This is a genomic window from Streptomyces sp. NPDC002574, assembly GCF_042889545.1.
Lineage (GTDB): Bacteria > Actinomycetota > Actinomycetes > Streptomycetales > Streptomycetaceae > Actinacidiphila.
Genome location: NZ_JBIARB010000006.1, coordinates 325,705 through 351,074, shown reverse-complemented (window position 1 = coordinate 351,074; position 25,370 = coordinate 325,705). Strand labels below are relative to the sequence as shown.

The 25,370-nt window shown below is 72.5% G+C and carries 23 protein-coding genes; 5 read left to right on the top strand and 18 right to left on the bottom strand.

Annotated elements, in window-relative coordinates:
* Positions 1–29 precede the first annotated feature (29 nt).
* Positions 30–479, top strand: a complete 450-nt coding sequence (locus ACFYXS_RS16670; RefSeq protein WP_389248562.1) for a VOC family protein — start codon at positions 30–32, stop codon at positions 477–479.
* A 34-nt stretch (positions 480–513) separates the two neighbouring features.
* Here the strand turns inward: ACFYXS_RS16670 and ACFYXS_RS16665 are convergent, their stop codons facing one another.
* The gene (locus ACFYXS_RS16665) at positions 514–1,152 is read right to left on the bottom strand and encodes a DedA family protein (RefSeq protein WP_389248560.1); all 639 of its coding nucleotides are present in this window, start codon (positions 1,150–1,152) and stop codon (positions 514–516) included.
* A 365-nt stretch (positions 1,153–1,517) separates the two neighbouring features.
* Here ACFYXS_RS16665 and ACFYXS_RS16660 point away from each other — a divergent pair, with 365 nt between their 5' ends.
* Complete coding sequence (locus tag ACFYXS_RS16660; RefSeq protein ID WP_389248558.1) at positions 1,518–2,756, top strand: aromatic acid exporter family protein; 1,239 nt, start codon at positions 1,518–1,520, stop codon at positions 2,754–2,756.
* A gap of 306 nt (positions 2,757–3,062) precedes the next feature.
* A complete protein-coding gene (locus tag ACFYXS_RS16655; protein ID WP_389248556.1) occupies positions 3,063–4,445 on the top strand; it encodes a hypothetical protein in 1,383 nt (460 codons plus the stop codon).
* A 70-nt stretch (positions 4,446–4,515) separates the two neighbouring features.
* On the opposite strand, the gene chvE is transcribed toward ACFYXS_RS16655, so the two are convergent.
* Together chvE and panD are read right to left on the bottom strand one after the other, a co-directional pair.
* Entirely contained in the window at positions 4,516–5,616 is a 1,101-nt protein-coding gene (chvE, locus tag ACFYXS_RS16650; protein WP_389248554.1) for a multiple monosaccharide ABC transporter substrate-binding protein, read from the bottom strand.
* Between the two features lie 270 nt (positions 5,617–5,886).
* The gene (gene panD, locus ACFYXS_RS16645; protein ID WP_389248552.1) at positions 5,887–6,309 is read right to left on the bottom strand and encodes an aspartate 1-decarboxylase; all 423 of its coding nucleotides are present in this window, start codon (positions 6,307–6,309) and stop codon (positions 5,887–5,889) included.
* A gap of 233 nt (positions 6,310–6,542) precedes the next feature.
* Here panD and ACFYXS_RS16640 point away from each other — a divergent pair, with 233 nt between their 5' ends.
* Positions 6,543–7,532, top strand: coding sequence for an alpha/beta fold hydrolase (locus ACFYXS_RS16640; RefSeq protein ID WP_389248550.1), 990 nt, complete (start codon positions 6,543–6,545; stop codon positions 7,530–7,532).
* A 187-nt stretch (positions 7,533–7,719) separates the two neighbouring features.
* Positions 7,720–9,552, top strand: coding sequence for an AMP-dependent synthetase/ligase (locus tag ACFYXS_RS16635; RefSeq protein ID WP_389248548.1), 1,833 nt, complete (start codon positions 7,720–7,722; stop codon positions 9,550–9,552).
* A gap of 123 nt (positions 9,553–9,675) precedes the next feature.
* Here the strand turns inward: ACFYXS_RS16635 and ACFYXS_RS16630 are convergent, their stop codons facing one another.
* From ACFYXS_RS16630 to ACFYXS_RS16560, 15 genes are all read right to left on the bottom strand, one after another.
* On the bottom strand, positions 9,676–10,179 hold the full coding sequence (locus ACFYXS_RS16630) for an NUDIX domain-containing protein (RefSeq protein WP_389248546.1): 504 nt from the start codon (positions 10,177–10,179) through the stop codon (positions 9,676–9,678).
* 17 nt (positions 10,180–10,196) lie between these two features.
* Positions 10,197–11,396, bottom strand: coding sequence for a globin domain-containing protein (locus ACFYXS_RS16625; protein ID WP_389248544.1), 1,200 nt, complete (start codon positions 11,394–11,396; stop codon positions 10,197–10,199).
* A gap of 94 nt (positions 11,397–11,490) precedes the next feature.
* A complete protein-coding gene (locus ACFYXS_RS16620; RefSeq protein ID WP_389248542.1) occupies positions 11,491–11,940 on the bottom strand; it encodes an RrF2 family transcriptional regulator in 450 nt (149 codons plus the stop codon).
* A gap of 113 nt (positions 11,941–12,053) precedes the next feature.
* Entirely contained in the window at positions 12,054–12,983 is a 930-nt protein-coding gene (locus ACFYXS_RS16615) for an LD-carboxypeptidase (RefSeq protein WP_389248540.1), read from the bottom strand.
* Positions 12,980–14,158 carry a M20/M25/M40 family metallo-hydrolase gene (locus ACFYXS_RS16610; RefSeq protein WP_389248538.1) on the bottom strand — a complete coding sequence of 393 codons (1,179 nt, stop codon included), beginning with the start codon at positions 14,156–14,158 and terminating at the stop codon, positions 12,980–12,982. The genes ACFYXS_RS16615 and ACFYXS_RS16610 overlap by 4 nt, the downstream gene beginning before the upstream one ends.
* Positions 14,151–14,990: a M55 family metallopeptidase gene (locus ACFYXS_RS16605; protein WP_389248536.1), complete on the bottom strand. Its 840-nt coding sequence runs from the start codon at positions 14,988–14,990 to the stop codon at positions 14,151–14,153. Before ACFYXS_RS16605 ends, ACFYXS_RS16610 begins: the two co-directional genes overlap by 8 nt.
* Positions 14,987–16,132 carry an o-succinylbenzoate synthase gene (menC, locus tag ACFYXS_RS16600; protein ID WP_389248534.1) on the bottom strand — a complete coding sequence of 382 codons (1,146 nt, stop codon included), beginning with the start codon at positions 16,130–16,132 and terminating at the stop codon, positions 14,987–14,989. The genes ACFYXS_RS16605 and menC overlap by 4 nt, the downstream gene beginning before the upstream one ends.
* 11 nt (positions 16,133–16,143) lie before the next feature.
* Positions 16,144–16,995: a hypothetical protein gene (locus tag ACFYXS_RS16595; RefSeq protein WP_389248532.1), complete on the bottom strand. Its 852-nt coding sequence runs from the start codon at positions 16,993–16,995 to the stop codon at positions 16,144–16,146.
* Positions 16,992–18,083 (bottom strand): ABC transporter ATP-binding protein, encoded by a 1,092-nt coding sequence (locus ACFYXS_RS16590; protein WP_389248530.1) that lies wholly within the window; start codon positions 18,081–18,083, stop codon positions 16,992–16,994. The genes ACFYXS_RS16595 and ACFYXS_RS16590 overlap by 4 nt, the downstream gene beginning before the upstream one ends.
* Positions 18,080–19,096: an ABC transporter ATP-binding protein gene (locus tag ACFYXS_RS16585; RefSeq protein ID WP_389248528.1), complete on the bottom strand. Its 1,017-nt coding sequence runs from the start codon at positions 19,094–19,096 to the stop codon at positions 18,080–18,082. Before ACFYXS_RS16585 ends, ACFYXS_RS16590 begins: the two co-directional genes overlap by 4 nt.
* Positions 19,093–19,986 (bottom strand): ABC transporter permease, encoded by an 894-nt coding sequence (locus ACFYXS_RS16580; protein WP_319658032.1) that lies wholly within the window; start codon positions 19,984–19,986, stop codon positions 19,093–19,095. Before ACFYXS_RS16580 ends, ACFYXS_RS16585 begins: the two co-directional genes overlap by 4 nt.
* Complete coding sequence (locus ACFYXS_RS16575) at positions 19,983–21,074, bottom strand: ABC transporter permease (protein WP_389248525.1); 1,092 nt, start codon at positions 21,072–21,074, stop codon at positions 19,983–19,985. The genes ACFYXS_RS16580 and ACFYXS_RS16575 overlap by 4 nt, the downstream gene beginning before the upstream one ends.
* Positions 21,075–21,077: 3 nt before the next feature.
* On the bottom strand, positions 21,078–22,937 hold the full coding sequence (locus tag ACFYXS_RS16570) for an ABC transporter substrate-binding protein (RefSeq protein WP_389248523.1): 1,860 nt from the start codon (positions 22,935–22,937) through the stop codon (positions 21,078–21,080).
* 55 nt (positions 22,938–22,992) lie between these two features.
* Positions 22,993–24,303, bottom strand: a complete 1,311-nt coding sequence (locus ACFYXS_RS16565; protein ID WP_389248878.1) for a M20/M25/M40 family metallo-hydrolase — start codon at positions 24,301–24,303, stop codon at positions 22,993–22,995.
* A 38-nt stretch (positions 24,304–24,341) separates the two neighbouring features.
* A complete protein-coding gene (locus ACFYXS_RS16560) occupies positions 24,342–25,271 on the bottom strand; it encodes a MurR/RpiR family transcriptional regulator (RefSeq protein WP_389248521.1) in 930 nt (309 codons plus the stop codon).
* Positions 25,272–25,370: the final 99 nt, after the last annotated feature.

Sequence of the window (25,370 nt, the reverse complement as noted above, 5' to 3'; positions counted from 1 at the left end):
GCCGGTCGTCTCCCCGGGAGGGACTGGTCATGCTCGCGTTCCAGCTGACGATCGACTGCGCCGACCCCGCGGCACAAGTGCGCTTCTGGGCCGCGGCGCTGCGGTACAAGCCGGAGGACGCTCCCGCCGGCTTCCCCACCTGGCGGGAGTACTGGCTGAGCATCGGCGTCCCCGAGGAGGAGCTGGGCGACTCCGACTGCTGCGACTCCATCGTGGACCCGGAGGGGGCGGGGCCGCGGATCTGGTTCCAGCGGGTGCCCGAGGGCAAGTCCGGGAAGAACCGGCTGCATCTGGACGTGAAGGTGGGCGGCCGGCGCGAGGACGTCCCGCTGCCGGTCCGCAAGGAGCGTGTCGACGCCGAGGTGGAACGGCTGCTCGCGGCGGGTGCCTCCCGGCTGCGGGTGCTGTCCACGCCGGGGGTCGACCACTACGGGGTGGTGCTGCGGGACCCGGAGGGCAACGAGTTCTGCGTGGCCTGAGCCACCGGGGGATGCTCCCGGGAACGGCGGGAGTTCACCGGCCGGCGTCGCCGTCGCGACGGCGGCGCCAGAGCCGGCGGGCCACGAGCGCGGCAAGCAGCACGCCGAGGGCGATCAGCAGGTACACCTGCGAGCGGGTGACCCAGGAGTAGACCGACCCGAGCCGGGTGCCCGCCGCGTAGCCGACGCCCGCCCAGGCCCCGACCCACAGCAGGGCCCCCAGCGTCGTGCAGCCGAGGAACCGCCACCAGGGCATGCCCGCGGTGCCCGCGATGATGCCCTTCGTCTGCCGCAGGACGTCCACGAAGCGCGCGAAAACGATCACCAGGTCCGCGCGGCGGGCGAAGAACGCCTCCCCGCGCGCGAAGCGTGCCGGCGTCAGCAGCACGTAGCGGCCCCAGCGGTGCACGAAGGCCCGCCCGCCGCTGCGTCCGATGAGGTAGCCGAGGCAGTCGCCCAGCACGGCGGCGGCCGTGGCGACCGCGACGACGCCCGCGAGGTCCATCCGCCCGGTGCCCGCGTAGGCGGCGGCGACGACCAGGATCGTCTGGCCCGGCACGGGGATGCCGCAGTTGTCGAGGAGCACGAGCACGCCGACCGCCAGGTAGCCGTAGTCGTCCAGCAGCGGCGCCAGACCGGCCAGCGGCCCCGGCAGCGGAGGCGGGACGCCCACCCTCACCGCACGGCAGCACGAACGGCCGCTCCGGTCCCGCACCCGGCCCCCGCGACGCACAACTCCCGCGCCGCGGCGAGGACTCCGCTCCCGCGCACGGGCCGTACCGCTCGCGCCATGGGCACCTGCACCTCGCTCGCCGGGATCGGACAACTTCCGCGCCGCACCATGAAGCGCCGTGCCGGGGCGGCGGCCCCGCTCCCGAGGCGTGTCGGGGACCGGATTCACACCGGCGGGCTAGGACCCGCCCACGCCGGACGGCCCCCGGCCGCCGCCGCCCTCCGTGCGGCGGCACTTTCGAAACACGCGCTGGCGCACCGTCCGCGCTCCGCTCCCCCGGCCGTGCGGCCGGGGATAGTGGCTGTGTGCCCGCCGGCCTCCCCCCACGCCTCGCCGACCTCACGCGGCTCAACAGCGACCCGATCGCCGTGCAGACGGCGCGCTCGACGGTGGCCGCGGTCCTGTCGTACGCCGTGGCCGTCTGGGTGCTGCCCAACCCGGCACCGCTGACGGCCCCGCTGACGGCGTTGCTCGTCGTCCAGGTCACCCTCTTCACGACCGTCACGACGGGCATCCGCCGGGTGCTCAGCGTGGTGGCGGGCGTGCTCATCGCGGTGGGCTTCAGCGAGCTGATCGGGCTCACGTGGTGGAGCCTCGGGCTGATCATCCTGGCGTCGCTGGTGACCGGGCACTTCATCCGGGTGGACGAGTTCGTGGCCGAGGTGGCGATCAGCGCGATGCTGATCCTGGCGGTGCCGGCCCCGTCCGGGGAGGCCGTGGACCGTGTCATGGAGACCCTGGTCGGGGCGGCCGTGGGCGTGCTGCTGAACGTGGTCGTGCCTCCGCCGGCGTTCGTCGAACCCGCCGGTGAGGCGGTGCGCGAGCTGGCCGAGCACATGAGGCTGCTGATGGTCCGTATGGGTGGCGAACTGCGCGCCGGCGCGACCGCGGAACGGGCGCGTACGTGGCTGATGGAGGCCCGGCGGCTGGACAACGAGATCGCCCGCTTCGACGCGTCGTTGCGCCGGGCGGAGGAGGGCACCCGGCTCAACCCGCGGGTCAGACCGGCGGAGGGCGCGATGGCCCGGCTGATCCTGCGCAGCGGCCTGGACACCCTGGAGGTCTCCACGGTCCTGATGCGGACGCTGTGCCGCTCCCTGACCGAGATGGAGCGGGAGCGCGGGCCGCGCGAGCCGCTGTTCTCCGGGGAACTCGCGGACGGGATGGACGAACTCTTCGCCGACATGGCCGACGCCGTGGACAGCTACGGCCGGCTGATCGCGGCCCAGGTCACCGCGGGTGCCGAGCAGGCGGAAGCGCGGCTGGAGGACGCCTTGCGGCGCGGCCGGGAGGAGCGCGACCGGATCGCGGCGCTGCTGCGGGCGGAGACCGAACGGCGCTGGGAGAACTGGGATCTGTACGGGGCGCTGCTGGCCAACATCGACCGGCTGCTGAACGAGCTGGACCTCGAACAGCGCTCCCGCTGGCTGTCCGAACAGTTGGTCGCCGCCGCCCCCGCTTCGAAGGGAATGTCCGCCCGGGTGCACCGACGGGCCCGCGCCATCACCGGACGGCTGCGACGCGGCGCACCGGGCGGCGGCTGATCGCTTCGGACGGCCCCTCGTGCCGCCGGACGGGGGAGGCGGCCTCCGGACCCGATGCCGACGCGGCAGGCCCATATCACCTCACTCGAGGGGTAGTTGATTCCGGACACCGACGCTGGGAAGCCCGGCCGGCGCCGCCTGTCACCGAGTCAGGAAGGCCCCGGCCGTCTCGTGGCAGTGCGTCACTTCCTTGGCCACGTTGTCGCCCGGACGCTCCGCTCGACGGGCGGGCTCCGGCGGGGGGACGTACGACTGATCGCAGAGGCGGCGACCGCCGCCGACCACGCGTCCGAGGAGAGGACCCTCATGCGAACCAGTCTGACGCGCCGCACCGCTCTCGGTGTCGCCACCGGACTCCTGGCCACCGGCCTGATCGCCGCGAGCGCCGGCTCGGCCGCCGCCGCCGGCCACACGGTGCTCCGCGACAGCAGCAGCCAGACGCGGCTGCTCGACGAGGATGACGACAACGGCGGGAACGACAACGCCGCCGACAACTCGGTGGACAACGGCGGCAATGTCGACCCGGCCGCCGACCCGGCCGACAACGGCGGCACCCTGGCCGGTGACGGCCCGGCCGACAACTCGATGGACAACGGCGGGAACGTCGACCCGGCCGCGGACCCGGCCAACAACGGCGGCACCCTCGACGCCGCGGACCCGGCCAACAACGGCGGCACCCTCGACGCCGCGGACCCGGCCGCCGACCCGGCCGCCGACCCGGCCGCCGACCCGGCTGCCGACCCGGCCAACAACGGCGGCAACCTCGACCCCGCCGACAACGGCGGCAACCTGGACCCGGCCGACAACGGCGGCACGCTCGCCGGTGACGACCCCGCCGACAACGCGGTCGACGGCGGCAATGACCTCGGCGCCCGTGACGGCGGCAACCTCGGCGACAACGGCGGCGAGGGCTTCGGCGGTGGCAACGGCGCCGAGGGCTTCAGCGGAGGCTTCGGCGGCGGTAACGGCGGAGGCTTCGGCGGCGGCAATGGCGGAGGCTTCGGCGGCGGTAACGGCGGCGGCGGCTTCGGCGGCGGCGGCGAGGGCGGCTTCGGCGGCGGCGGCTTCGGCGGAGGTGGCTTCGGCGAGGGCGGCCGCGGCGGCTTCGGCGGCGGGAACATCGGCGCCGGCAACTTCGGTGGCGGCAACCTCGGCGCCGGCAACTTCGGTCGCGGGAACATCGGCAGCGGCAACTTCGGTCGCGGCAACATCGGCAGCGGCAACTTCGGCGGCTTCGGCGGTCGTGGCGGCTTCGGCGGCAAGGGTGGTGGGCACGGCAGGAACAACGGCTTCGGCTACAGCGTGATCCGCATTGACGACTATGGCTTTGGCGGCGGCTTCGGCCGCGGGTTCGGCTTCGGCGGCGGCGGCTTCGGCCGTGGCCTCGGCTTCGGCGGCGGCGGCTTCGGCCGTGGCTTCGGCTTCGGCGGCCTGGGTCTGGGTCGTGGCTTCGGCTTCGGCCTCGGCGGTCTCGGCCTCGGCCGTGGCTTCGGCTTCGGCGAGGGCGGCCGCGGCGGCTTCGGCGGCGGCTTCGGTGAGGGCGGCCGCGGCGGTCATGGCCACGGCGGCCACGGCGGCAAGGGCCACAAGTTCGGCGGCCACGGCGGCGGCTACGGCGGCGGGTTCGGCGGTGGCTTCGGCTACGGCCGCGGCTTCTCGAACTTCGGTCTGCTCAACGTGATCTTCTGACACTCGCCCACAACGGAAAACAACGAGGGCCGGGCGGAACATTGTGTTCCGCCCGGCCCTTCGTCGTGGGTCACTTCAAGTCGGAGGTCTTGATGTAGCCGCTGTCGATCAGCAACTTCTTGTAGTTGCCCTTGTCGACGCTGACCGGGGTGAGCAGGTACGCGGGCACGACCTTGTTGCCGTTGTCGTAGTCCGTGTCGTTGTTGATCTCCGGCTTCGCGCCGGAGAGGACCGCGCCGGCCATCTCGACGGCACGGGCCGCGAGCTTGCGGGTGTCCTTGTACACGGTCATCGACTGCTCGCCGTTGATGATCTCCTTGACGGAGTCCACCTCGGCGTCCTGGCCGGTGATGACCGGCATCGGCTTGCTGTCCGTCCCGTACCCGTCCTTCTTCAGGGCCTCGATGACACCGCGCGCGATGCCGTCGTTGGGGGCGAGGACGGCGTCGACGGTGGACGAACCGTAGTAGTTGTGCAGCCGGGTCGTCATCGTCTCGGTGGCGATGGACGCGTCCCACTTGAGCGTGGCCACCTGGCTGAGCCGGGCCTGGTCGCTCTTGATGACCAGCTGGCCGTTCTTGATGTACGGCTGGAGGACGTTCATCGCGCCGTTGAAGAAGAACTGCGCGTTGTTGTCGTCGGTGTCACCGGCGAAGATTTCCAGGGTGAACGTGTGGTCCGGGTGCTGCTTGAGGCCGAGCTTCTGGACGATGTAGTCGGCCTGGAGCTGCCCGACCTTGTCGTTGTTGAAGCTGGCGTAGTAGTCGACGTTGCTGGTGCCGAGCAGCAGGCGGTCGTACGCGATGACCTTGATGCCGGCCCGGTGCGCCTGCTGGAGCACCTCACCGAGCTCGAAGCCGTCGACCGCGCCGATGACGAGGACCTTGTCGCCCTCGTCGATCATCTGCTGGACCTGGTCGACCTGCGTGTCAACGTTGTCGTCGGCGAATTGGAGGTCGGTCTCGTACCCCTTCGCCTTGAACTGCTTGACCATATTCTGGCCGTCGGCGATCCACCGCGTCTGGGCCTTGGTAGGGAGCGCGATGCCCACCCTGACAGCGCCCCCGTCGCTCCCCGACTGGCCGCCGCAGCCTGCGGCAGCGGTCGACGCGGTGAGAGTGAGGACCACGAATATCGCGGTGCGCAGTCTGGCAGCTCTGCCAGCGTGCATGGACTCAGTTCCTTTCGGGCCGAACAAAACGGTGCTCCGCCGTCCGCTCGCGCGGACGGCGGTGTCCGGGCCCGGGCACGAGGGTTTCCGTGGCCGCCCAGCCGATCCACCGGGGCACGGAGAGCTGCTGGTACGTCAGGCCCGAGGCGTGCTGTGCGGGTACGGCCGCCGGCCGCTCCCCCACCGGTGTTCCGTCCGTGGTCACGGTGTGTACCAGGGCGGATACCTCGAAGTTGGAGCGGACAATAGCACAGCCTTCACAGGACCCCCTCAGGCCCCATACGCCACCTGCGGTCCGGCCGTGGTCTCGCTTCCCGGCACGGGCTCCGCAAGGTCCTCGCCCAGGGCAACGATGCTGTTGCCCGCGTCGACATGAACGACCTTCGGCCGCAGGTCACGGGCCTCGGAGTCGTCCACCTGGGCATAGCTGATGAGGATCACGAGGTCCCCGGGATGCACCAGATGGGCCGCGGCACCGTTGATGCCGATGACGCCGGAACCGCGCCGGCCCTCGATGACGTAGGTCTCCAGCCGTGCACCGTTGGTGACATCGACGATGTGGACCAGTTCGCCGGGGAGGAGGTCGGCGGCCTCCATCAACTCGGCGTCAATGGTCACGGATCCGACATAGTGCAGGTCGGCCTCGGTCACCGTGGCACGGTGAATCTTGGACTTGAACATGGTGCGCAGCATCGCGAAACTCCCGGACTCGGCTCCCTGCCCGCGTTATTGCAGGTCAAGGGCGACCTCCCATCATACGCCGATGGGTGCGGCGGGCGGCGGCCGCCCCCGCCCGGCACCGCGTTGCCGGAACGGCAAGGAAACTCGCCCGCCGCACGGGACCCCCGCATGATCGGGTCGTGGGCACGGAACGGCCGGAGGGCACCGTGTCACGACATGACGGATCAGTGGTCGTGGAGGGATGCATGACGCAACAGGGCAGTAGGGCAAGGCATCGTCTGGTCACCTCGCCGGCGGGCCGGATCCATCTGGTGGAGCAGGGCGAGGGGCCGCTGGTGCTCCTCGTGCACGGCTTCCCCGAGGGCTGGTACTCCTGGCGCCACCAGTTGCCGGCACTCGCGGCGGCCGGATACCGCGCGGTCGCCGTCGACGTCCGCGGGTACGGCCGGTCCTCCCGGCCGGGTGCCGTGGAGGCGTACCGGATGCTCGACCTGGTGGCCGACAACGTCGCGGTGGTACGCGCCTTGGGCGAGGAGACGGCCGTGGTGGTGGGCCACGACTGGGGTTCGGCGATCGCCGCCAACTCCGCCCTGACCGAACCGGAGGTCTTCCGCGCGGTGGGAATGCTCGGCGTTCCCTACGCACCACGCGGCGGACCGCGACCCGGTGAGGTCTTCGCGCGGATGGGCGGGGGCGCCGGGGAGGACGAGTTCTACGTCTCGTACTTCCAGGAGCCGGGCCGCGCGGAGGCCGAGATCGAGCCCGATGTGCGGGGCTGGCTGGCGGGCTTCTACGCGGCCCTGTCGGCCGGCACCATGCCGCCGCCGGGCGCCGCGAGCCCGTACTTCGTCGGCGCGGGCGGCAGGCTCCGCGACCGCTTCCCCGCCGGGCCGCCGCCCGCGTGGCTCGGTGAGGACGGACTGGACGCCTGCGCCGGGGAGTTCGAGCGGACCGGGACGACCGGGGCGCTGAACCGCTACCGGAACATGGACCGCGACTGGGAGGACCTCGCCGCGTTCGACGGCGCTCCCGTCCTCCAGCCGTCGCTGTTCGTCGCCGGCGCCCTGGACGCCTCCGTCGCGTGGATGGCCGACGCCATCGGCGCCTTCCCCGACACCCTTCCCGGCCTGGTCTCCTCCCGCCTCCTCGACGACTGCGGCCACTGGGTCCAGCAGGAACGGCCCGACGAGGTCAACCGGATCCTGGCCGACTGGCTGGCCGCGCTGCCCGCCTGAGACGGCGTCGGGGCGTGCGTCCGGGGCACCCCGGTTCCGGACGCACGCCCCGGCCGACCGGAGCTTCCCGTTCGCACCGGGACCGCCGCTTCCGCCCCACCTCTAGGCAGGTGGCCCATTGGCCGGATATCTTCCGTCCACGCCGGATCCGGGTGCGGCGTGGCACTGGCTCGGGGAAGGGGGCACCTTGCGCGAATTCGGCCTTCCGCCCCTGGCGGAGCCGCTGCGGTCGGGGGGACTCGCGGAATCGGTGTACGAGGCGGCCTGGAAGCGGCCGGGCACGCCCGCCCTCGCCCGCCGTGACGAACCGGACGGCGAGGTCTGGCACGAGGTGTCGGCCGCCGCGTTCCGCGACGAGGTGGTCGAACTCGCGCAGGGGCTCGTCGCCGAGGGGATCCGCTTCGGCGACCCGGTCGCGGTGATGGCCAGGACCCGCTACGAGTGGACGTTGTTCGCCTACGCCCTCTGGTCGGTGGGCGCACGGGTCGTGCCGGTCTACCCGACGTCCTCGGCCGAGCAGGTCCGCTGGATCCTCGCCGACTCCGGGGCCGTGGCGATCGTGGTGGAGCACGAGGACCACGCCATGACCGTGGGCGCCGTCTGCGACACCCTGCCCGCGCTGCGCCGCATCTGGCAGCTCGACGCGGACTGCGTGCGGTGGCTCGGCGCGCTCGGCCGGGCGGTTCCCGCGGTGCTGGTGGAGCAGCGGCGCTGGGAGGTGGAACCGCAGTCGGTCGCGGTCGTGGCGTACACCTCGGGCACCACCGGGCCGCCCAAGGGCTGCCTGATCACGCACGCCAACCTGGCCGCCGAGTGCGACACCCTGCTGGCCGGTTACGGCGCCCTGTTCGCGCCGCCCGGGCAGCGGGCCTCGGTCCTGGCGTTCCTGCCCATGTCGCACATATACGGCTTGATGATCTCGGTCTGCGCAGTGCGCGGCGGTGTGCTGCTGGGGCATCAGCCGGACCTGTCCCCCGCCAAGTTGCTGCCGGCGTTCGCGACCTTCCGGCCGACCATCGTCCTGGCCGTCCCGTACATCTTCGAGAAGATCATCCACGGAGCGCGGCAGGCCGCCGAGCGGGCCGGTAAGCGCCAGTTGTTCGACCGGGCCGCCGACGTCGCCGTGCGCTGGGCCGAGGCCGCGGAACGGCACACCGTGGAGGGCGGACCGGGCCCCGGTCCGCTGCTGAGGGCGGCGCATTCGGCCTTCGAGCGCATGGTGTACGGCCGCATCCGCGACATCCTGGGCGGCAGGGTGCACTACACCGTCTCCGGCGGCTCCCCGCTCAGCCGCGACCTCGCGCTGCTGTTCGCCGGCGCGGGTCTGACGATCTACGACGGCTACGGGCTGACCGAGACGACGGCGGCCGTCACCGCCCAGCCGCGGGGCAAGGTGCGTTTCGGCACGGTGGGCCGGGCACTGCCGGGCTGCGCCGTGCGCATCGCCCCTGACGGCGAGGTGCTGGTGCGCGGGAGCACCGTCTTCGCCGGGTACCACGCCAACCCCGCGGCCAACCAGGCCGTCTGGCGGCTCGGCGGCTGGATGGCCACCGGCGACGTGGGGCGGCTCGACCCGGACGGCTACCTCACGATCACCGGGCGCAAGAAGGACATCATCATCACCAGCAGCGGCAAGAGCGTCGCCCCCCTGGTGCTGGAGGAGCGGCTGCGGGCGCACCCGTTCGTCTCGCAGTGCGTCGTCATCGGCGACAACCGCCCGTTCATCGCCGCCCTGATCACGCTCGACCCGGAAACCGTGCAGATGAGTGCGGGCATGGCCGCGCGCGACCTGCGGGCCGAACTCCAGCGGGCGGTCTCGGTCGCCAACGCCGTCGTCTCGCGCGCCGAGTCCATCCGCGCGTTCCGCGTGCTGCCGCAGGAGTTCTCCGTGGCCAACGGGTTGCTCACGCCGTCCCTGAAACTGCGCCGGGACGCCATCCTGCGTGAGTACGCGACGCAGATCGAGTCCATCTACTCCTCCTCCGAACGCGGCAACAACGGCTCCGCCGGGGACCTCTAGGGAGGGGTCGACGCGGGCGCGCCGCCGACGCGGGCGGCTCCCAGCGGCCGGGAGGCCGCCTGGGCGGCGCGCCCGGACACGCACCCCCGCGCGGCCGACTCCCCGGGGGCGGCGGGGCCGGGGCTAGTCCGCGGCGGCGAGCAGGCGGTGGAGGCGGTCGAGGAAGGTGCGCTGCGCCGTGAGGATCTTGTCGCCGGCCGCGTCGAGGGGGAACCACTCGGCGCGGTCGACCTCGGGGAACTCGCGGACGTTCCCCGATCCCCTGGGCCATTCCATGGTGAAGGTGCCGGGCACGACGAGGGCGGTGTCGAGATCGCCCTCCAGGGCCCAGATGGTGACGATCTTGCCGTTGGGCTGGGTGTTCTCCCCCAGCGGCAGCAGCTCGCCGTCCGGCACCGGCAGGCCCAGTTCCTCCAGGAACTCGCGCCGGGCGGCGGCCTCCGCGGTCTCGTCCGGCTCGTACTCGCCCTTGGGGATGGTCCATCCGCCGGCGTCCTTCGACGCCCAGAAGGGGCCGCCCATGTGGCCCAGCAGCACCTCGGGCGTCGCGCCCGGGGTGCCGCGGAAGAGCAGGATTCCCGCGCTGCGCTTGACCGCCTTGCCGCCGGCCTTCTCCACTGCTGCCATCCGACCAGTGTGGACGGTCAGTCCCGGCCCAGCCACAGATCGGGGCCGAAGACCTCGTAGTGCACGGCGGAGGCGGGGACCCCGCGCTCCAGCAGCTGGGTGCGGACGGCGCGCAGGAACGGCAGCGGGCCGCAGAGGTACGCCTGGAGCCCGTCGGGCAGCGGGACGTCACCGAGGTCCACCCGGCCGCTCCGGTCGCCGGACAGGGCGCCCTGGGGGTCCTCGTACCAGAAGCGGGCGCTGCCCCGGGGCAGCTTCCCGGTCAGGGCCCGGTGGTCGGCGGCCAGTGCGTGGTCGGCCGGCGTGCGGTCGCCGTGGACGACGGCGACGGGGGCCTCGTAGCCGGAGCCGGCCAGCTGGTGGAGCATCGCGAGCATCGGGGTGCAGCCGATCCCGGCGGACGCCAGCAGCAGCGGCGCGCCCTCGTCGCGCAGGACGACATCGCCGTAGGGGGCGGACAGTTCGAGCCGCGCGCCCTCGGCCACGTGGTCGTGGAGGTGGCCGGAGACCTCGCCCGCCGGGTCGCCGGCGTCGCCGCGCACCCGCTTGACGCTGAACTGGCGGGTGGCCTCGCCCGGGGCGCCGGACAGGCTGTACTGGCGGATCTGGCGGGCGCCGTCGGGGAGTTCGACGCGCACGGAGACGTACTGGCCAGGGCCGAAGGCGGGCAGCGGGCCGCCGTCGGCGGGGCGCAGCCGGAAGGTCACGACGTCCTCGGTCTCACGGACGCGCTCGACCACCTCCCACGGGCGCCAGGTGTCGCCGAGCAGGACGCCCTTCTCGGCGTACAGCCGCTGCTCGATGGCGATGAGGGCGTTCGCCATGAGCCAGTAGACCTCGTCCCAGGCCGCGCCGACCTCCTCGGTGACGGCGTCGCCCAGGACCTCGGCGATGCCGGCGAACAGATGCGTGTGGACGACCTCGTACTGGCCGGGGCTGATGCCGAGGGAGGCGTGCTTGTGCGCGATGCGGGCCAGCATGGCGTCCGGGCGCTGGTCGGGGTGCTCGACGAGGGCGGTCGCGAAGTGGGCGATGGCCGCCGCGAGCGCCTGCCGCTGGGTGCCGTCCGCCTGGTTGCCGCGGTTGAACAGGTCGCGCAGCAGATCGGGGTGGGCGGCGAAGAGCCGGTCGTAGAAGCGCTCGGAGATCTCGGAGATCGCCGCGCCGACGGCGGGCAGGGTGGCGCGGACGGTCGCTGCGGACTTCTCGCTGAGCATGGACGGCTCCTTAATAGGCATGTGATATTCGCATTAAAGGGCGCACGAAAGGCCGCCCCGTGCGGCGGGGGAACGGACAGCGGGAGGGAGCGCCTCAGACGCCGGGACCGGACGGGCCCCGCCCGACCAGCCCCACCAGGACCGGTCCGGTCGGCGCGGCCGTCAGGTCCTCGACCGTGAGCGGGTCGAGGGAGACGTAGAAGGCCTCCTGCGCGCGGCGCAGCGCCCCGCGCAGCCGGCAGGCACCGGCCAGCGGGCACGGCACCTCCCCTTCGCAGTCCACCACGTCCCCGGCCCCCTCCAGCTCCCGCACCAGGCCACCGATCGAGGCCGTGCGCCCGGCGGCGGTGAGGGCGAGGCCCCCGCCGCGGCCGCGCCGGGTCTCGACGATCCCGAGGTGCTGCAGCCGGGCCACGACCTTGGCCAGGTGCGAGTACGGGACCCGTACCGCGTCGGCGACGTCCCGCGCGGTGGACGGCTCGCCCGTGACGGCGAGGGCCATCACCGCGCGGAGCGCGAGGTCGGTGGACTTGGTGAGGCGCATACCCCGAGGCTAGATAATGCGCATCTGGGATTCAAGTTAGGGCGGGCCGTCTGCGGCGCACGTCACAGGTGCGCCGCGAACCGCCCGCGACACACCGCCGCGGGCGGCCGGGCTCAGGACGCCGACAGGACCGGTTCCAGGAACCGCAGGACTCCCGCCGTGGCGTCGAGTCGGGCCCGTACGCCGACCGGGAAGGTCTGCATCGGCACGCCGTGGCCGATGTCGGCCCCCGTGAGCACCGGGACACCGAGACCGCCGAGCCGGTCGCGGAGCAGCCGCTCGACCTGCTCCGGCTCCCCGCAGCCGGTCCAGGTGCCGCACAGGATGCCCGCCACGCCGTCCAGGTACCCGGAGCGGCGCAGTTGGGTGAGGATCCGGTCGAGCCGGTAGGGCTCCTCGTCCACGTCCTCGAGGAAGAGGATGCCGCCCCGGGCGGGCAGCGAGGTGTCACTGCCCAGCGAGCTGGTCAGCATGCTCGCGGTGCCGCCCAGGGTCATGCCCTCCGCGACGCCCGGCACCAGCGTCCTGGCGCCGGGGAAGACGAGCTCGCGGACCGGCTCCGGATCGGTCAGCAGACGGGCGAGGGTGTCGAAGCCGTACTGGCCCTGGTGGAAGTCCCGGCCCGCGACCATGGGCCCGAACAGCGAGGCCCAGCCCAGCTTGACGGCGACCGCCTCCAGCAGGGACGTCACGTCGGAGTAGCCCACCAGGACCCGGGGCGAGGGCGTGCCGATCTTCTCCCAGTCGACCAGCTCCAGGGTGCGCTGGGCGCCGTAACCGCCGCAGGCGCACAGCACGGCGGCGTAGGCCGGGTCGGTGAGCGCGGTGGTGAGGTCGGCCGCGCGCAGGTCGTCGTCCCCCGCCAGGTACTCGCCCGCGGCACGGGCCGAGCCGAGGACGTCGGGCCGCAGGCCCAGGTCGAGCAGTGCCCGGACACCGCGGTCGAGCCGCTCCTGGTTCGGCGGGCCGCTGGCGGCGATGACCGCGACGCGGTCGCCCGCGCGCAGTCCCCGGGGGCGGACGTATCCGGCTCGGGTGCTCACGTGTTCTCCTTGTCCTCGGCCGCGGCGGAGGGGCCGCGCAGATAGGCGGCCAGCAGCGCGGCCCGGTGCAGCAGCGAGCGCACCGAGGCGTGTTCGGTGGCGCTGTGCGCGCCGCCGCCCTCGGGGCCGAGCCCGTCCGCGGTGGGGATCCCCGCCGCTCCGGTGTGGTTGGTGTCCCCGGCCCCGCCGGAGGTCCCGGTGGTCAGCTCCAGCCCCAGGGCACCGGCCAGCCGGATCAGTTCCGCGGCGAGCGGGTTGGCCGGGTCGGCGGCCCAGGCGGGCCGGTGGGACACCCGCGTGGTGCTGATCCGTGCGCCGTCGCGGAACGGGACGATCGACTCCACCGCGGCGAGGGTGGCGTCCTCGGCCTCCTGGTCGGCGAAGCGCAGGCCCAGTTCGGCCCGGGCGTGCCCGGACACCACGTTGGCCCGGGTACCGCCCTGGATCGTGCCCACGTTGAGCTCGGCGGCCGGCGGTGCCGGGACCACGGTCCGCAGGGCCCTCAGCTGGTCGACCAGCTCGTCGATCGCCGGGACGCCGAGGCCGGGGTCGAGGCCCGCGTGGGCGCTCACGCCCTCCACGTCGATCCGGATCCGGGCCACCCCGCGCCGTCCGGTCTTCAACGCGCCGCCGGGCAGCGGCGCTTCGAGGCCGAGCACGGCGACGGCCCCTTCGGCGTGCCGGGCCACCAGACGGCGGCCGTCGGGGCTGCCGATCTCCTCGTCGTTGACGACGACCAGCCGGACCGGCCGGAAGGGCCGGGAACCGGTGCCGGCCAGCAGCAGCATGGCCAGTTCGACCTCGACCAGGGACCCCTTCATGTCGAAGACCCCGGGGCCGGTGACGGTGTCGCCGTCGGGCTCCAGTCGGAACGGCCGCTCGGCGGTGGTCCCCGCGGGGAAGACGGTGTCGGAGTGACCGATCATCAGGATGTGGCCGTCGCCGGAGTCGCCACCCGGCCAGTGGCACACCAGGTGGTCGCCGTCCGGGCCGGGAACGCGCTCGGTGCGCGCCCCGACGGCCGTGTAGGCGGCCTCCAGCTCCCTGGTGACGACCTCGATGCGCGCGGCGTCGCCCGACGGGCTCTCGGCGTTCACCAGGGTCTCCAGCCGGCGCAACGCCCGCTCCCTCAACAGGGCTGCCCGGTCCAGCAGTTCGTCCATCGGTTCAGCCATAGCAGCTCTCCATGGCGGATGTGGCCACCCGGGTCACCGCCCGGAAGCAGCGGATCGCCTCGTACATGGTGGGCAGGGTGAAGCGCACCGTCAGCGGGTCGGTCTGCTCGACGCCGGGGATGTAGGTCGCGGCCGGTGCGAGGTGGGCGGCGTCGAAGGCCACCTCGTACGTGTAGCCGCCCGGCGGTGGCGCCTTGGGCCCCACGGGCTCGGGCAGCGCCCGCAGCCCCTCGCGCGCGGCCTCGGTGATCCGGGCGGCGCTGTGGACGGGCGGCAGGCAGATCGCCGCGTAGCGGTCGACGCAGGTCTTCACGACGGCGCGCGCGGCGTGCGGGGCCCAGTCCTCGGAGTCCAGGCAGCACAGGTCGTCGCCGGTCACGAGGACGACGGGCACCCCGTACTCGTCGGCGAGCAGCGCGTTCATCCGTCCCTCGGAGGCGGGGCGGCCGTCGATGCGCACCTCGGTGATGGTGTTCGGCAGATAGGTGTGGGCGAGCACACCGGGCTGCCCGGCACCGGTGTGGTAGCCGACGAGGGCCACCGCGTCGGGCGAGCGGTCGATGCCCTCCATCATGCCCAGCGGCTTGTGGGTGCCGATCAGCAGCCGTGCCCGCTCGTCGAGCCGGTCGAGCAGTAGATTGCGCTGGTCGGAGTGGGCCTCGTTGACCAGGATCTCGGTGGCCCCGGCCGCGGCGAAGCCGGCCACCGCGGCGTTGACGTCGGCGGTGAGGAACCGCCGGTGGTACTCCCACCGGGCGTGGCCCGGGCGGACGTCGTCGGGGAAGGTCACGCCGGTGGCGCCTTCCATGTCCGCGGAGATGAGGACCTTCACGGGCGGCTCCCCTCGTTCGTACGGTCCACCGCGCCGGTCCAGGTGCGCAGCGTGTGCTCGGCCACGACATGCTCCTCGACGGTGACCCCGATCCCGGGCAGGGCGCGCGGCACCTCCACCAGGCCGTCGACGGCGCGGATCGGCGGGGACACGATGTCCCTCCGGTAGTACTTGTCGGACCCCGATACGTCGGACGGCAGGGTGAATCCCGGAAGGGCGGCCAGCGCGAGGTTCGCGGCACGGCCGATCCCGAACTCGTGCATGCCGCCGCACCAGACCGGGACACCGGCCTCGGCGCACACGTCGTGCACGGCCTTGGCGGGGTGCAGCCCGCCCAGCCGGGAGACCTTGATGTTCACGACGTCGGCGGCCCCCAGCCGCAGCGCGGTCCTCAGCACCGGCACCGAGGTGATGCTCTCGTCCAGGCAGACCGCGGTGTCGAGGCGGGCGGCCAGTTCCGCGTGCGAGAGCAGGTCGTCCTCGGCGTACGGCTGCTCGATCATGAGCAGGCCGAAGCCGTCGAGCGCGGTCAGCAGATCGGACTGGCCGGGGATGTAGGCGGTGTTGGCGTCCACCTGGAGGGCGATGCCGGGGAAGGCGGCGCGCACGGCCCTGACCGGCTCGATGTCCCAGCCCGGCCGGATCTTGAGCTTGACCCGCCGGTATCCGTCGCCGACGTGGCGGGAGACCTGCTCCAGCAGCTGGTCCACGGTCGGTTCGATACCGAGGCTGACCCCGGCGGCGATCCGCTCGGCCGTCCCTCCGAGCAGGTCGGCCAGCGGCGCGCCGCGGGTCTTGCCGTACAGGTCCCAGCAGGCCATCTCCAGGCCCGCGCGGGCGAAGTTGTTCCCGCTGACCGCGGCGGTGTGGCGTGCCGCGTCCCGCGGTGTCTCCCAGGGCCGGCCCAGCAGGAGGGGGACGAGGTACTCGCTGAGGATGTGCCAGCAGCTCCAGGTCGACTCGCCGCAGTAGTACGGGTCGCTGGGCGAGGCGCACTCGCCCCAGCCCACGGTGCCGTCCGACGCGGTGGCCCGGATGAGGATGTGGTCCAGGTGGGACTTGCGGTGCGAGCTGGTCTCGAACTCGTGGACGAGGTCGAGCCGCGTCAGCGAGAGCTCGACCTCGGTGATGGTGATGGGCATGTGGTGCATTCCTAGTCTGCCCTGCGGGGCACGAACCGGTAGGCCGCGAGATCTTCGTCCAGCCGCCGGCAGGACACCCCTTCGTGCTCGGTGAGGACGGTCTCGAAGGTCTCGCACAGCCGCCGGCGCAGGTCGGCCGCGGCACGGGCGCCGTGCTCGGCCCGGTGGTTCCGCCACTGGGCGGGGACGACGACGATGACGTCCTCCCCGTCGCGGTGCACCGTGCCGGGCCGCCAGCCGGCCCGGGGGACCAGCGGCCGTACGGCCCGGGGCGGCTCGGTGAGGTGCCAGTCCACGAGGAACCGGTCGGTCACCTCGCCGGTGTCGTCACCGAACCCGTCCGGGCCGTACATGGCGGGTTTGACGGCGGTCAGCCGGCCGCCGAGGACATCGAGGTTGAAGTGCGCGTTGCGGGTCTTGACCGGGTCGAAGGTCCACCGCATCAGCGTGATCCCCTCGGCCAGACACCGGTCGCGCTGGGCGTGCTTGAGCCGCCGGCCGATCCCCTTGCCCTGGTGGGCGCGGGCGACCACGGCGAGTTGCGAGTACTGGTAGAAGCGCCAGGCGGACCTGCCGGCCGTGCCGCGGCCGTCCTCGAGACGTTCGCGGGCCAGGAAGCTGTAGGCGAAGCCGACCAGTTCCCGGCCCCGGTGCGCGTCCACCACCAGGCCGCTGTTGGCCTGGAGGGCGGTCAGCAGCCGCGGGTTGACGCCGCCGTCACCCGGGCGCAGGCCCATGACGTCGGCGTACAGCGCCATGCACGAGGCCATCTCCTCGGGGCCGTCGACGTCGTCGACCACGATGTCGTCGCCGGACGCGCCGGGCAGGGCGCAGCCCCGGACGATGGTGCCGCCGCCCGTCATCGGGCGGCTCCGCTGTCCTTGTCCCGGTCGTCCCCGGCCTTGGTGGCCCCGGCCCCCTCGTCCCGGCTCTCCCCGGCCAGGTGGCAGGCGACCTGGGCGCCGAGGGACGGGTCCGCGGAGAGCACCGGGAGGTCGTCCGTGGTGCACCGGGCGGTGCGCCGCGCGTCCTCGTCCAGTCCGGCGAAGAGCGGGCAGCGCGGGTGGAACCGGCAGCCGTCCGGGATCGCCGTGGGGTCCGGCGGCTCACCGGTCAGCAGGGTGGGACTCCGGTCGTGTCCGGAGTCCGGCAGCACCGACAAGAGCGCCTTGGTGTAGGGGTGCTGCGGATGCAGCAGCACCTCCTCCACGGTGCCGACCTCGACGATCCGCCCGAGGTACATCACCGCCACCCGGTCCGCGATGTTCCAGGCGAGGCCGAGATCGTGGCTGACCACGAGGGCGGACAGGCCCAGTTCGTCACGGAGGTCCAGCAGCAGCTTCAGGATCTCGCCGCGCACCGAGGCGTCCAGCGAGGCGACCGGCTCGTCGGCGACGACGACCGAGGGGCCGAGCGCCAGCGCGCCGGCGATCACCACCCGCTGCTGCTGGCCGCCCGACATCTCGTGCGGGTAGCGCCCTATGAAGTCCTCGGGGGGCCGCAGCCCCGCCTGGGACAGGGCGTTGTGCACGCGGGCGTTGAGGTCGCCGGTCATCCCGTGCAGACGCGGCCCCTCCGCGACCGCGTCGTAGACGGTCTGCCGGGGGTTCAGCGCGCCACCGGGGTCCTGCAGCACCAACTGCACATGGCGCCGGTGCTCCTTGAGCGCCGCGTTGGAGTGGCCCAGTACGTCGCCGCGGTACCGGACCTCACCGCCGGTGGGCTTGACGAGCCCCACCAGCGCCCTGGCGAGGGTGCTCTTGCCGCAGCCGGACTCGCCGATCAGCGCCACGATCTCGCCCTGCCCGATCCGCAGGTCGGCGCCGTCCACGGCGTGGGCCGGGCCGCGGCCGCCCCGGGGCGGATAGGTGACCTCGAGGTCGCGGACCTCGAGCGCCGGCGCCTCCGCGTCCCTCCGGGCGTCGGCGGCGGGCTCTGCGGTGGTGCTCACTTCTCGCTCCCTCTGCTGACGGTGAGGTCTGCCGACCCGCCCTGGAATTCGGGCAGTACGCGCAGGCAGGCGGCGTCCCGCTCCGGTCCGCTCGGCCACAGCTGGACGGCACGGGTCCGGCAGGCGTCGAACACCTCGGGGCAGCGGGGGGCGAACGCGCAGCCCTCGCCGAGCTGCGACAGGTTCGGCGGGTCCCCCGGCAGCCCGGCGGGCGCACGGCGCGAGGCCGGGTCGCCGATGGTCGGGAACGCACGGCCCAGTGCCCGGGTGTAGGGGTGGCGCGGGTCGCCGAACAGCTCGGTGGACGGCCCGGTCTCCACCATCTCCCCCGCGTACATCACCGCGAGGCGGTCGCACATCTGCGAGAGCACCGACAGGTCGTGGCTGATCATGATGACGCCGATGTTCCGCTCCCGGACCAGGTCCGTGAGCAGTTGCAGGATCTGCGCCTGCACCATCACGTCCAGGGCGGTGGTCGGCTCGTCCGCGATGATCAGGTCGGGGCGGCAGGCCAGCGCCATGGCGATCATGATGCGCTGCCGCTGGCCGCCGGAGAACTCGTGCGGGTAGCTGCCCAGCCGGCGCGCGGGGACACCGACGCTGTCGAGGAGTTCGGCCGCGCGGGTACGTGCCGCCCGCCGGCCCACCTTCTCGTGCAGCACGATCGGCTCGCAGATCTGGTCGCCGATGGTCTGCACCGGGTTCAGCGCGCTCATCGCGCCCTGGAACACCACCGACGCCTGGGCCCAGCGCACCGCACGGAGCCGGCTCCAGGACGCGGTCAGGGTGTCCTCGCCCTGGAAGCGCACCTCGCCGCTGATCCGGGCGGACGCGGGCAGCAGCCGCAGCAGGCTCAGCGCCATGGTCGACTTGCCGGAGCCGGACTCGCCGGCCAGGCCGAGGGTCTGGCCGCCGTCGAGGTCGAAGCTCACTCCGCGTACGGCGGGTACGTCGCTCCCGTACTTGCCGTTCCGGTAGGTGACCTTGAGGTCGCGTACCTCGAGCATGCTCATGAGCCGCTCACCATCCGGGGGTTGAGGACGTGCTCGACGGCCCGTCCGGTGAGGGTGAAGCCCAGGACGACGACGAGGATCGCGACGCCGGGCGGCAGCAGCCACCACCAGTCGCCGGCGCTCACCGCGCCCTGCGCGAGCGCCGCGTTGAGCATCGAGCCCCAGGACACACTGATCGGGTCGCCGAGGCCGAGGAAGGTCAGGGTCGCCTGGGACAGGATGGCCGAGGCCACCGTCAGCGTGCTGGAGACCAGGATCAGCGGTGCCACATTGGGCAGTACGTGCCGCAGCATCACCTGGACGTCGCTGGCCCCGAGCGCCTTGGCCCGCTCGATGAACGGCCGCGCCTCGACGGCGAGCGTCTGGGCGCGGATCAGGCGCGCGGTGCCGGTCCAGCTCGTCACCGCGATGGCGATCGTGATGGACGCCGAGCCCTGACCGATCACCGCGGACAGCGAGATGGCCAGCGGCAGGCTGGGCAGCGCGATGAACCAGTCGGTGACGTGCATCAGGGCCTTGCCGACGCGGCCCTGGTAGTGGCCCGCCAGCAGTCCGATCGCACTGCCGAGCAGCACGGTCAGCAGCGTGGCGATGATGCCGATGGCCAGTGACGAGCGGGCGCCCCAGATGGTCATCAGCAGGATCGACCGGCCCGCCTGGTCGGTGCCCAGCAGGTAGCCCCCGCTCGGCGCCGCGAGCAGGGGGCCGTCCACCTTGACCACGTCGAGCTGGTCGTCGCCGATGAACAGCGGGGCGCACAGAGCGAGCAGGCCGAAGGCCAGCAGGATGCCGAGGCCCGCCAGGCCGGACGGGCGCTGCGCGTAGGCGCGGGCGAAGCGGCGCAGCGCGTGGAACCGCGGCGGCGCGAGTGCGGTGTCGAGGTGGGTCATTGGGCACGCACCCGCGGGTCGAGGAAGCGGTACACCACGTCGGCGAGAAGGTTCATGATGATCACCGAGGCGCTGAAGATGATGAAGGTCCCCCGGAGCAGCGGGAGATCGGGAACCTGGAGGGCCTGGTAGGTCAGATAGCCCAGGCCCGGCCAGGAGTAGACGGTCTCCACCGTGATCGCCCCGCCGACGATGGTGCCGAGGTGGAGGAAGATCACGGTCACCGAGGGCAGCAGGGCGTTGGGCACCGCGTGCCGGCGCCGGACGACGTCGTCCCGCAGTCCTTTGGCGCGCGCGGTCAGCAGGTACGGGCTGCCCAGCTCGTCGATGATGGAGGACCGCATGATGGTCACGTACTGCGCGAACACCACCAGGACCAGGGTCGTCGCGGGAAGCACCAGATGCCGGGCCACGTCGAGGACGTGCTCGATCCCGCCGCCGTCCAGGGACGGGTCGCTCATCTGGCCGGCCGGGAACAGGCTGGGGATCGGCCCGATGCCGACGCTGAAGACGATCAGGAGGATCATGCCGAGCCAGAAGGTCGGCACGGACCACAGCGTCAGCGAGGCGCCCGAGGTGATCCGGTCCAGGAGGCTGCCGTGCCGCCAGCCGCTGCGGACACCGAGCCAGAGGCCGAGCACGACGGAGATCACGGTGGCGGTCCCCATCAGCAGCAGCGTGGGGCCGATGCGCTCACCGATCAGGTGGGCCACCGAGTCCTTGAGCCCCCACGAGTAACCGAGCTTCCCCTGCAGGGTGTCCGTCACGAACGACACGAACTGCCGCCACAGCGGCTGGTCCACGCCGAGCTGGTGGCGCAGCTGGATCATCTGGGCGTCGCTGACCGGACGGCCCCGGGTCAGCGCCTGCACCGGGTCGGCCGGCATCAGGCTGAACATCACGAAGCAGATGACGAGGGTGACGGCGAAGCTCACCACGGCGGCGGCGAGTTTGCCGCCGAGGTAGCGCAGCAGGCCGAGTCGTCGCGGGTCGCGCGGCTTGCCCGGCCCCGGGCGGGGAGCGCCCGAAGGCGCCTCCCCCGCGGTGCCCGGGCCGACCGGCCCGGCGGTGTCCGTAGTGCTGGTCATCGGCTATTCACGCTCGTCCGCGCCGGCCCGGCGCCTGATCACGAACACGGCGCCGGCGAGGATCACGACCACGACCGCGACACCCACGCCGATGAGCGTGCCGTTGCCGGAGGAGGAGGCCGCCTTGCCGCCCGCCGCCGGGGTGGCGTTCAGGAAGTTCCAGAAGGTGGTCTGCGGCTGGTACAGGCCGTCCGCGTCGGGCTTGCCCTCGGCGAGGCCGGTCACCGTGTCGCTGCGCACCGCGTTCAGGCCGTTGGCGTAGTACAGGGTCAGGTCGCTGTTGGCCTTGTAGAGGATGGACTGCATCTGGCCGATGATCTTCGCCCGCTCGGCCGGGTCGAAGGTGATGACCTGCTGCTTGAAGAGCCGGTCGTACTCCGGGTCGCAGAAGAAGGCGTCGGTGCTGCCGGCGGAGCCGTCGTCGTTGGGCCGGGCGTCGCAGGTCTGGATGCCGAGCAGGTATGTCGGGTCCGCGCCGGTGCTCCAGGAGTCCATGAGCATGTCCCAGTCGCCCTTGGCCAGGTCGTCGTTGAGCTTGGTGGAGCTCAGCGCCTGGATGTCGACCTTGATGCCGATCTGCTTCAGCCAGCCGGACATATAGGTCGAGACCTGGGTGTCACGCGAGGTGTCGGAGTGGATCCCCAGGCGCAGGACCAGCGGCTTCTTGGTCCTGGGGTCGGTCCGGACGCCGTCCTGGCCCTTGGTGTAGCCGGCGTCGTCCAGCATCTGGTTCGCCTTGGCCGGGTCGTGGTCGAGCTTCTCCCCCGCGGCGGGGTTCCAGGACCACTGCGGCCAGGCCGGCGGCAGGTAGCTGTGGCTCACCGTGCCGAGACCGCCGAGCACCTTGTCGACCAGGGTCTGCTTGTCGGTGGCCAGCGCGATCGCCGTGCGCAGGGTCGCGTCGGCCAGCGCCGGGTTGCCGGTGCCGATCTTCTTGCCGGTCCGCGTCTTGGCGCCCGCGTTGATCTCGACGGCGGTCCAGCGGTTGCCGACCTCCTGGAAGGTCTGGACCGACTTCTGGCCCTTCAGCGACTCGTACAGCGTCGAGTTGAGGCTGGCGTTGTTGACGAAGTCGAGCTGACCGCTGCGCAGCGCGGCGACCGCGGCGTCGGAGGTCTTGAAGGACTGCTGGATCAGATGGTCGAACTTGGGGGCGCCCAGGACGAACTTCTTGTTGGCGTCGAACTTGGCGTACTGCTCGGTCTTGTACTGCGTCAGCGTCCACGGGCCGTAGCCGACGAGCGGGAAGCTGTCGTTCGTGTAGTCCTTGAGACCGGCGACGTGCGACTCCCAGATGTGCTTCGGCACGATCGGGATACCGCTGACCGGGATGCTGACGTACAGCATGTTCGCCTGCGGCGCCTTGGTCTTGATGACCAGCGTGGTGGGGTCGGGGGCGGAGACCGACGCGAAGTTCTCGACCAGTGACCCGTTGGCCGTGCCCGCGATGTCATCGGTCATGATGAGGTTGAGCGTCCAGGCGGCGTCCTCGGCGGTGAGCGGCTTGCCGTCGCTCCACTTCAGGCCGTCCCGGATCTTGAACGTCCACGTGAGCTTGTCCGGCGAGGTGCTCCACGAGGTCGCGAGGTACGGACCGGGGGTGCCGTCGGCCTTCAGGGTGTTGAGGGTCGGATAGACAGCTGCGTAGACGTCGAGCGAGCCCTTGAGGTACCCGAGGAAGGGATTCAGGGAGTCCACCTGGCCGGCCATCGCCGACCGCAGGGTGGTGCCCTGCGCGGCGGACGCCGTCGGCGCGGTGCCGATCGTCGCCGCGCCGAGCAGCAGGGTGGCGCCGAGAGCGGACGCGGCGCGTGCGAATCCGCGGCCGCGTGGCCTCAAGGGCGTGGCAGTGCCTATCGTCACGGAATCCTTCTCCTTTTCAGTGCCGTGGTCGTGCCAGGGCAGGGGGGACGTCGGCTCAGCGGGCCGAGCCGGTACGAGGGTCCGTTCGCAGGTAGCTGTCGAGGACCCGGACTCCGAAGGCAAGGCTGTCCACGAGCACCCGCTCGTCGACGCCGTGCACGAAGTCCCAGTGGGAGAAACCCGGTGGAGTGGTGCCGGGGGCGAAGCCGTAGCCGGCGATGCCCAGCCGCGCGAACGCCTTGGCGTCGGTGCCCCCGGACATGCAGTACGGCAGGACCAGCGCTTCTGGGTCGTGGGCCCGCAGCGCCGCCGCCATCGCGGCGAACTCGGCGGTGGTGTGGTCGGCGGAGACCGGGGCGGCGAAACTGGCGAACTCCCGGGTCACCGCGTCGCCCAGGATGCCGTCGACGACCTCGAAGAAGGCGTCCTCGGCTCCGGGCAGAATCCGGCCGTCCACGCCGCCGGTGGCCTCGCTCGGGATGACGTTGTGCTTGTAGCCGGCCTGCAGCATGGTCGGGTTGAGGGTGTTGGACACGGTCGCCTCGACCAGCCGGGCGGCCTCGCCGAGCCGGGCCAGGGAGGCCGGGTCCGCCGGGTCGACCTCGATCCCGAGGTGCGCGCTCAGCCCGTCGAGGAGGGCGCGCACGGTGGGCGTGATGTGCACGGGCCAGGGGTGGGCGGACAGTTCCGCGAGCACACGGGCGAGCGCACTGACAGCGTTGTCCGGATTGCGCCGGGAGCCGTGGCCCGCGGTCCCGCGGGCGGTGAGGGTCATCCAGGCGCTGCCCCGCTCCCCCGTGGCGATCGGGTACAGCCGTGTGCCGTTCGGCAGGTGCACCGCGTGGCCGCCGGATTCGCTGATCGCGGTGGTGACGCCCTCGAAGAGGTCGGGGTGCTTGTCCGTCAGGAAACCCGCGCCGTACGCGCCGGTGTCCTCCTCGTCCGCTACGAAGGCCATGACGATGTCGCGCGGCGGCCGGTGGCCGGTGCGCCCGAACGACCGGGCCACGGCCAGCATCATCGCGTCCATGTCCTTCATGTCCAGGGCGCCGCGGCCCCAGACGGCCCCGTCCCGCACCTCTCCGCAGAACGGGTCGAAGCTCCAATCGGCGGGCTCGGCCGGCACCACGTCCAGGTGGCCGTGGACCAGCAGGGCCGGGGCGGAGGGGTCGGTGCCGGGGATGCGCACGACGGTGCTGGCCCGGCCGGGGGCGGACTCCAGGACGGTCGGCGCGAATCCCGCGTCGGTGAGGGTCTCGGCGACCCACTCCGCCGCCGCACGCTCGCCCCGCGAGTCGCCGCCCCCGAAGTTGCTGGTGTCGAAGGTGATGAGACGGGAGCACAGGTCGACGGTGTCGGCGGCCATGGCGTCGTGCTCGGGCGTCGCGGGTGCGGGCTGTGCGGTCACGAGGTGCTTCTCTCGGGGTCTGCCTGCGGGAGGGGGGCAACGTCGGTCGGCGCGGCATCGTCGGCGTAGCACTGCAGCGCCCGTGCGAGCTCGGCCCGTCGCCGGTCGCGGCGGCCGGCGCCCTTCGCGCCCGCGGCGGCCAGCGAGGCCAGGATGTGGCCCACCGCGGTGACCGCTGTGGGCGAGTGACGCGGCGACTCGCTTGTCGTGTTGATGGCGAGCACGTGGTGCGCGGTCGCGCAGACCGGGCTGTCGTAGCTGTCGGTGAGGGCAATCACCGTCGCGCCGAGCGCCTGGAACTGCCGGGCCACGCCCAGGGTGAGCTGACTGTAACTGCGAAAGCTGTATGCCACAAGCACATCGCTGGGGTGAGCATCGCTGATCGCATTGACGGCCGCCCCGCTGCCCGGCTGGATCAGCGTGACGTCACGCAGTGACGAGGTCAGGTCCGAGGCGAGCAGCGCCGCGTAGCCGATCGACTTGAGGTCGCCGAAGATCCAGCGGCGGCGGCCGGCGAGGATCGCCTCGGCCGCCAACTCCAGGGCACCGTTGGCCTGCAGTGAGTTGAGCGTGCCGGCGAGGTTCTGCTGCTCCCGGTCGAGCGTGCGGCGCAGCGGAGAACGGTCCTGCGCCTCGCCGTCCCGGCGGGTGAACCGCAGATCGGGCGGGGTGAGCCGGCGGTTCGCCTCCCGGCCGGCCTGACGCCGCAGATCGTCGGTGTCGGCGAACCCGGCCATGGCCAGCAGTCGGTCGATGTCCTCGGACCTTGCACCGGCGGCACGGAGCAACTGGGCCGGTCTGCGTTCCAGCGCCGCGGGGTAGTCCGCGGCGATGACCGCGACGAGGCGCTCACCGGCAGGGCCGCACTGCGCGGCCGCAGTCCTCAGCAGAGTGAGCACCGGCGTGGGGGCGAATGCCGTGGCCATCCGCGACCCTCCCTCGTGTCCGATTCGCGGTGAGCTGATCCGTTAAGCGAGGTCAATTTACTGGGAGTTAATGCATCTGACGGATCGATTGCCCTAAGT

Excerpts from the sequence above, each read along its gene's own strand:
- ACFYXS_RS16670 (WP_389248562.1), top strand. The coding sequence starts at position 30 with ATGCTCGCGTTCCAGCTGACGATCGACTGCGCCGACCCCGCGGCACAA.
- ACFYXS_RS16655 (WP_389248556.1), top strand. The coding sequence starts at position 3,063 with ATGCGAACCAGTCTGACGCGCCGCACCGCTCTCGGTGTCGCCACCGGA.
- chvE (WP_389248554.1), bottom strand. The coding sequence starts at position 5,616 with ATGCACGCTGGCAGAGCTGCCAGACTGCGCACCGCGATATTCGTGGTC.
- panD (WP_389248552.1), bottom strand. The coding sequence starts at position 6,309 with ATGCTGCGCACCATGTTCAAGTCCAAGATTCACCGTGCCACGGTGACC.
- ACFYXS_RS16640 (WP_389248550.1), top strand. The coding sequence starts at position 6,543 with ATGACGCAACAGGGCAGTAGGGCAAGGCATCGTCTGGTCACCTCGCCG.
- ACFYXS_RS16630 (WP_389248546.1), bottom strand. The coding sequence starts at position 10,179 with ATGGCAGCAGTGGAGAAGGCCGGCGGCAAGGCGGTCAAGCGCAGCGCG.
- ACFYXS_RS16625 (WP_389248544.1), bottom strand. The coding sequence starts at position 11,396 with ATGCTCAGCGAGAAGTCCGCAGCGACCGTCCGCGCCACCCTGCCCGCC.
- ACFYXS_RS16620 (WP_389248542.1), bottom strand. The coding sequence starts at position 11,940 with ATGCGCCTCACCAAGTCCACCGACCTCGCGCTCCGCGCGGTGATGGCC.
- ACFYXS_RS16610 (WP_389248538.1), bottom strand. The coding sequence starts at position 14,158 with ATGGCTGAACCGATGGACGAACTGCTGGACCGGGCAGCCCTGTTGAGG.
- menC (WP_389248534.1), bottom strand. The coding sequence starts at position 16,132 with ATGCCCATCACCATCACCGAGGTCGAGCTCTCGCTGACGCGGCTCGAC.
- ACFYXS_RS16595 (WP_389248532.1), bottom strand. The coding sequence starts at position 16,995 with ATGACGGGCGGCGGCACCATCGTCCGGGGCTGCGCCCTGCCCGGCGCG.
- ACFYXS_RS16585 (WP_389248528.1), bottom strand. The coding sequence starts at position 19,096 with ATGAGCATGCTCGAGGTACGCGACCTCAAGGTCACCTACCGGAACGGC.
- ACFYXS_RS16580 (WP_319658032.1), bottom strand. The coding sequence starts at position 19,986 with ATGACCCACCTCGACACCGCACTCGCGCCGCCGCGGTTCCACGCGCTG.
- ACFYXS_RS16575 (WP_389248525.1), bottom strand. The coding sequence starts at position 21,074 with ATGACCAGCACTACGGACACCGCCGGGCCGGTCGGCCCGGGCACCGCG.
- ACFYXS_RS16565 (WP_389248878.1), bottom strand. The coding sequence starts at position 24,303 with ATGGCCGCCGACACCGTCGACCTGTGCTCCCGTCTCATCACCTTCGAC.
- ACFYXS_RS16560 (WP_389248521.1), bottom strand. The coding sequence starts at position 25,271 with ATGGCCACGGCATTCGCCCCCACGCCGGTGCTCACTCTGCTGAGGACT.